This is a genomic window from Streptomyces sp. NPDC060205 (genome assembly GCF_042728395.1).
Lineage (GTDB): Bacteria > Actinomycetota > Actinomycetes > Streptomycetales > Streptomycetaceae > Streptomyces.
In genome coordinates, this window is record NZ_JBHWZP010000442.1 from 1 (window position 1) to 6,435 (window position 6,435).

Sequence of the window (6,435 nt, forward strand, 5' to 3'; positions counted from 1 at the left end):
CCTCAGGGGCGCGGGGAACTGCGCAAAGGGGGGCGAGGGGGCGCAGCCCCCATGCGTGGACGGGAATGGGTAGGGGCGGCGGGGGCGAGAAAAAAACGGCAGCCCGCCGACGGGGGAAATCGGCGGGCTGCCTTCGTGCCGCAGTGGACCAGTGCGTCAGTGGACGGAGTGCTCCTCCTGAGGGAACGTTCCGCCAATGACGTCATCGGCGAACGCCTTCGCCGCATCCCCCATGACCTGCCGCAAATCCGCATACTGCTTCACGAACCGCGGCATCTTGCCCCCCGTGAGCCCGAGCATGTCGGTCCACACCAGAACCTGCGCGTCCGTCTCGGCCCCCGCCCCGATCCCCACGGTCGGAATGTGCAGCACCCGGGTCACCTCGGCGGCCAGCTCCGCCGGCACCAGCTCCAGCACGACGGCGAACGCCCCCGCGTCCTGCACCGCCTTGGCGTCACGCAGCAACTGCTGAGCCGCCTCCTCGCCGCGCCCCTGCACCCGGTACCCCATGGAGTTCACGGACTGCGGGGTGAGCCCGATGTGCGCCATCACCGGGATGCCCGACTCCACGAGCAGCTTGATCTGCTCGTGCGAGCGCTCGCCGCCCTCCAGCTTCACGGCCCCGACCCCGGCCTCCTTCACCAGCCGCATGGCCGAGCGCAGCGCCTGCACCGGCCCCTCCTGGTACGACCCGAACGGCAGGTCGCCCACGATGAGGGCGCGCGAGGTGCCCCGTACGACCGCGGCGGACAGCATGGTCATCTCGTCGAGGGTGACGGGCACGGTGGTCTCGTAGCCCAGGTGACAGTTGCCCGCCGAGTCGCCGACGAGCATGACCGGGATGCCGGCCTCGTCGAAGACGGACGCGGTCATCGCGTCGTACGCGGTGAGCATCGGCCACTTCTCGCCGCGCTCCTTGGCCACCGTGATGTCGCGGACAGTGATACGGCGTGTGCCCTTGCCTCCGTACAGCGCCCTGTTGCTGCTGTCGGTGGTCTTCTGGGCAGCCGAAAACTGCGTCATTGCAACGGCTCCTTCTGTCATCTCGAAGCGCCCTGACGGCGTCCCCGGATCCCCTCCATGGTGGCACCTCGTGCCACAGAACGGCTAGAGGGGTCACCGTGGCCCTCGTCTCCACCTCCGCGGGCCCGTGCCGTCGCCGTCGGCGGGCCCCAAGGCCGCCTCCAGGGCTCGTAAGGTCTCGGTAAAGGATTCCGATACGAGACGGTCTCGTATCGAATCTCCTCTAGCCTTTTCAGCATGACAACTCCTGCCGACACCGCGCCCCGCATACCGGAGGCCGTGCACCGACGACGCTGGGCGATCCTCGGCGTGCTGATGCTGAGCCTGCTGATCGTCGTTCTCGACAACTCGATCCTGAACGTCGCGATCAAGACCATCTCGACGCCCGCCCCGACCGGCCTGGGAGCCACCCAGAGCGAGCTGGAATGGGCCATCAACTCGTACACCCTCGTCTTCGCGGGCCTGCTCTTCTCCGCCGGCCTCCTCGGTGACCGGCTCGGGCGCAAGAAGGTGCTGCTCGGCGGCCTCCTCGTCTTCGGGATCGGCTCGGCGCTCGCCGCGTCCTCCGGGTCCCCGGTCGAGCTGATCTCGTTCCGTGCGGTGATGGGACTCGGTGCCGCCTTCGTGATGCCGGCCACCCTCGCCGTCCTCATGAACGTCTTCGAGCGCGACGAACAGCCGAAGGCCATCGGCATCTGGGCGGGCGGCGTCGGCCTCGCCATCGCCATCGGCCCGATCACCGGAGGGGTCCTGCTCGACCACTTCTGGTGGGGTTCCGTCTTCCTGATCAACGTACCGATCGTGATCGTGGCGCTCGGCCTGATGATCTGGCTCGTCCCCGACTCCCGTGACCCGAAGCCCGGCCGCATCGACCCGGTGGGCGTGGTGCTGTCCGTCATCGGCCTCGTCCTGCTGGTGTACGGCATCATCAAGGGCGGGCAGCTCGCCGACTTCACGGACGCCACGGTCCTCGCGACCATCGGCGCCGGACTCGTCGTCCTCGTCGGCTTCGTCGTGCACGAGAAGCGCAGCGACCACCCGTCGATCGACATCGACTACTTCAAGAACAAGGTCTTCTCCGCGGCCATCGCCGCCATAGCGCTGGTGTTCTTCGCGCTGATGGGCGTCACGTTCTTCTCCGTCTTCTACACCCAGAGCGTGCGCGGTTACTCGCCTCTGCAGACCGGTCTGCTGATGCTGCCGCTGGCCGTCGCGCAGCTCGTCTTCGCGCCGCGCGCCCGGCTGGTCGTGGACCGTTTCGGCAACCGGGCCACCACGACCGCGGGCATGCTCACCATCGCCGCCATGCTGGCCGCGTTCGCCGCGCTGGAGGCGGACACGCCCATCTGGATCCTGGAGATCATCTTCTTCCTGATGGGTGCGGGCATGGCGCACATCATGACGCCGACCAGCGTCGTGATCATGCAGGCGCTGCCGCGCGAGAAGGCGGGTTCGGCCTCCGCGCTGAGCAACACCTTCCGCCAGGTCGGCGGCGCGCTGGGCATCGCCGTACTCGGCTCGGTCCTCTCGGCCTCGTACCGCTCGGGCATCGAGGGCGACCTGCCCGAGGCCGCCCGGCACGAGGCGGGCGAGTCCATCGAGGCCACCCTCGGCTTCGCCGCGAAGCTCGGCCCCAAGGGTGACGCCCTGATCGGCCCGGCCAACGACGCCTTCCTCCACGCGATGCACGTGACGGCCCTGTGCGGCGCGGGAGTCGCCGTGATCGGCGCACTGGTCGTCTACCTGTTCCTCCCGGGCCGCACCCCGACAAAAACAGAAAAGGAAACGGACCTGGTAAGCGCCGACCACTGAAGCGCCCTGAAGGGGCGCGGGGAACTGCGCGGCCAGCCACAACGAACCCGCACCCACCCGCCCCGACAGGGGCGCGGGGAACTGCGCGGCCAGCCACAACGAACCCGCACCCACGTCACAACCCGCGGTCGCCCAGGGACAATCGTCGGCCAGGGACAATCGATCCAAGAGGCGACCGACGGCGCGGCGTCAGGACGGCAACACCCAACCAGAGCGGAGCGATCACGTGGGCGGCGCGGAGCAGGGGTCGGCCGGAGCCGGAGCCGGAACCGGAACCGGAACCGGACGGGGCGGCGCCCCCGCCAGAGGCCGCCCCCGCAGCGAGGCGGTGGAGCGCTCGATCATCGAGGGCGTCATGCGCCTCCTGGAGGAAGGCGTCCCCCTCGCGGACATCTCCATAGAGCGCGTGGCCCGCATCGCAGGCGTCGGCAAAGCCACCATCTACCGCCGCTGGAGCGGCCGCGAGGAACTCTTCTGCGACGTGATGCGCGCCGCCGAACCGCCCGACCCGCAGCTGCCCGGCACCTCCATGCGCGACGACCTGATCGTCATACTCGAATCGCTCCGGCGCCGCGGTCTGGCCTCGCGCTCGTCGGCGATCATGCACAACGTCTACGCGCAGATGAAGAGCAGCCCCAAGGTGTGGAAGGTCTACCACGCGACCGTCATCGAACCACGCCGCCTGATGACGCTCGACGTCCTGCGGCGCGGCCAGGCGAACGGCGAGTTCCGCGCGGACGTCGACGTCGAACTGGCCAACGACCTCTTCGTGGGCCCCATGCTCGTCCGCGCGGTCATCCGCCCGGACGCGGGCCTCGAAGAGGGACTGTCCGAACGAATCGTCGACACGGTCCTGGCGGGACTGGCCCCGGCCACCCGCTGAGACTGTGAGTTCCGCCCCCCTGGGCACCGGCCGGGTCGGCTGAACCCCGGCCGGTTCGGCTGAAGACCGGTCGGGTCAATGTGCGCGTTCCGTCACAGACCACCCCACCTGGCCCGCCGCCGGAACTCGTCGCGCCCCCTCGGTCGTCCTTGTGCCCGTACGGCCGCCGTGCGGCGGCGGGAACGATCGCGATCATCCCCTAGGGTCTTAGGCGCGGGGTTGATGTGAACGGCAGTTGGTGAGGCGACGGTATGGCGCAGGCGTACATGACGGAGACGGGCAGCGGCGGCCAGGGACCCGACCGCAGAGGACCCCGGCTCCGCCGCCTGCTGACCGCGCTCCGTACCGACCGGGGCATCTGGCGGCGCGGGATCGTCCTGGCCGCGTTCGCCCTCGTACTCGCCCTGGTGATGGCCCTGCACGCGCAGATCCCGAACAGGATCGGCAACCTCGGCAGCCTCCTGGAGACCTTCCTGCCCTGGCTGGGCCTGGCGATCCCGGTCCTGCTCGTCCTCGCGCTGGTCCGCAGGTCCGCGACCGCGCTGATCGCCGTGCTCCTGCCCGCGATCATCTGGGTCAACCTCTTCGGCGGGCTCCTCGTCGACAGGACGGGCTCCGGCGGGGACCTCACCGTCGCCACGCACAACGTCAACGCGGACAACCCCGACCCGGAGGGCACGGCCCTCGACGTGGCCGCCTCCGGAGCGGACGTGGTGGCCCTGGAGGAGCTGACCACCTCGGCGGTCCCGGTCTACGAGAAGGCCCTCGCCTCCACGTACAAGTACCACTCCGTGCAGGGCACGGTCGGGCTGTGGAGCAAGTACCCGCTGAGCGGGGCCGCCCCCGTCGACATCAAGCTCGGCTGGACCCGTGCGATGCGGGCGACCGTTACCGCGCCCGAGGGGCGGCTCGCGGTGTACGTGGCGCACCTGCCCTCCGTGCGGGTGAAGATGGAGGCCGGTTTCACCGCGCGGCAGCGCGACAAGAGCGCCGACGCGCTCGGCGAGGCCATCGCCGACGAGAAGATCCCGGACATCGCTCTCCTCGGCGACCTGAACGGCACGATGAACGACCGCGCGCTGAACGGCGTCACCTCGCAGATGCGCTCCGCGCAGGGCGCGGCGGGCAGCGGCTTCGGGTTCAGCTGGCCGGCGTCGTTCCCGATGGCGCGGATCGACCAGATCATGGTCAAGGGCGTCGAGCCGGTCACCTCGTGGACCCTCCCGGAGACGGGCAGCGACCACCTCCCGATCGCGGCCCGCGTGAAGCTGTCGGCGAGCGGCTCGTAAGAGTCTGTGTCACAGGCCCTTACCTCTGTGAAACCTCTGGGAATACTGGGACTGGGAGGCTTTGTTCCGCAGGTGAACATAAACTGCACGGAACACCGCTCTCCCCTGTGAAAGGTCCCTCATGCCCCTGGCCCTGCTCGCCCTCGCCGTGGGCGCCTTCGGCATCGGCACCACCGAGTTCGTGATGATGGGGCTGCTGCCCGATGTCGCGGACGACCTGGACATCTCCATCCCCAGCGCGGGCCACCTCGTCTCGGCGTACGCGATCGGCGTCGTCGTCGGCGCCCCGCTGCTCGCGGCGGTCACCGCGCGCATGGCCCGCCGCAAGGTGCTGATCGGGCTGATGGCGCTGTTCGTCGTGGGCAACACGCTCTCGGCGTTCGCCCCCGACAACACCTCACTGCTCGCGGCCCGCTTCCTGAGCGGCCTGCCCCACGGCGCGTTCTTCGGCGTCGGAGCCGTCGTCGCCACCGGCATGGTCTCCGCAGAGCGCAAGGCCCGCGCGGTCTCCCTCATGTTCCTCGGCCTGACCGTCGCGAACATCGTCGGCGTCCCCGCCGCGACCTTCGTGGGCCAGCAGTTCGGCTGGCGCGCCACCTTCCTCGGCGTCAGTGTGATCGGGCTGGCCGCCATCGGCTCCCTGGCGCTGCTCCTGCCCCGGAACACCGAGCACGACGCCGCGCCCACCGGGCTGCGCGGCGAACTCCGGGCGCTCAAGTCGGTCCCGGTCTGGCTGGCGCTCGGCACGACCGTCGCGGGCTTCGGCGCGCTCTTCTCGGCGTACAGCTACATCACGCCGATGCTGACGGACTCCGCCGGGTACGCCGACTCCAGCGTGACCCTGCTGCTCGCGCTGTTCGGTGTGGGCGCGACGGTGGGCAACCTGCTCGGCGGCCGGCTGGCGGACCGCTCGATGCGCGGCACCCTGTTCGGCGGCCTCGTCTGGCTGGCGGCGGTCCTCGCCCTGTTCCCGCTCATGATGAACACGGCGTGGAGCGCGCCCCTCGCGGTGGTCCTGCTCGGCGCGGCGGCGTTCATGACGAGCTCCCCGCTCCTCCTGATGGTCATGGAGAAGGCGTCCTCGGCTCCGTCCCTGGCCTCCTCCGCCAACCAGGCGGCCTTCAACCTCGCCAACGCGGGGGGCGCCTGGATCGGCGGGCTGGCCCTCGCGGCGGGGTACGGCGTCACGTCCCCGGCGCTCGCGGGCGCGGGCCTGGCTGTGCTGGGCCTGGGCGTCGCGGCTGTCGCGTACGTCGTGGACCGTGGCCGCGGCACGACGAACGCGGGCCGCATAGTGGCGACCCACACCCCACACCAGGCGGAAGCCCCGGCCCACCACTAAAAGCCTGCGCAGTTCCCCGCGCCCCTAAAAGACAAAAGACTGCGCAGTTCCCCGCGCCCCTGAGAGGGGCTGCGCCCCATCAGGGG

The 6,435-nt window shown here is 70.1% G+C and carries 5 protein-coding genes; 4 read left to right on the forward strand and 1 reads right to left on the reverse strand.

Annotation, left to right across the window (positions count from 1 at the left end):
* Positions 1-156: 156 nt before the first annotated feature.
* Positions 157-1,023 (reverse strand): 3-methyl-2-oxobutanoate hydroxymethyltransferase, encoded by an 867-nt coding sequence (gene panB / locus ACFWGJ_RS40410; protein WP_387333947.1) that lies wholly within the window; start codon positions 1,021-1,023, stop codon positions 157-159.
* A 237-nt stretch (positions 1,024-1,260) separates the two neighbouring features.
* Here panB and ACFWGJ_RS40415 point away from each other — a divergent pair, with 237 nt between their 5' ends.
* From ACFWGJ_RS40415 to ACFWGJ_RS40430, 4 genes are all read left to right on the forward strand, one after another.
* The gene (locus ACFWGJ_RS40415; protein WP_387333948.1) at positions 1,261-2,835 is read left to right on the forward strand and encodes an MFS transporter; all 1,575 of its coding nucleotides are present in this window, start codon (positions 1,261-1,263) and stop codon (positions 2,833-2,835) included.
* A 226-nt stretch (positions 2,836-3,061) separates the two neighbouring features.
* Positions 3,062-3,718: a TetR/AcrR family transcriptional regulator gene (locus ACFWGJ_RS40420; protein WP_387333949.1), complete on the forward strand. Its 657-nt coding sequence runs from the start codon at positions 3,062-3,064 to the stop codon at positions 3,716-3,718.
* Between the two features lie 251 nt (positions 3,719-3,969).
* Positions 3,970-5,007, forward strand: coding sequence for an endonuclease/exonuclease/phosphatase family protein (locus ACFWGJ_RS40425; protein ID WP_387333950.1), 1,038 nt, complete (start codon positions 3,970-3,972; stop codon positions 5,005-5,007).
* Positions 5,008-5,128: 121 nt separating this feature from the next.
* On the forward strand, positions 5,129-6,349 hold the full coding sequence (locus ACFWGJ_RS40430; protein ID WP_387333951.1) for an MFS transporter: 1,221 nt from the start codon (positions 5,129-5,131) through the stop codon (positions 6,347-6,349).
* Positions 6,350-6,435: the final 86 nt, after the last annotated feature.

Coding starts and splice junctions, on each gene's coding strand:
- ACFWGJ_RS40415 (WP_387333948.1), top strand. CDS start 1,261: ATGACAACTCCTGCCGACACCGCGCCCCGCATACCGGAGGCCGTGCAC.
- panB (WP_387333947.1), bottom strand. CDS start 1,023: ATGACGCAGTTTTCGGCTGCCCAGAAGACCACCGACAGCAGCAACAGG.
- ACFWGJ_RS40430 (WP_387333951.1), top strand. CDS start 5,129: ATGCCCCTGGCCCTGCTCGCCCTCGCCGTGGGCGCCTTCGGCATCGGC.
- ACFWGJ_RS40425 (WP_387333950.1), top strand. CDS start 3,970: ATGGCGCAGGCGTACATGACGGAGACGGGCAGCGGCGGCCAGGGACCC.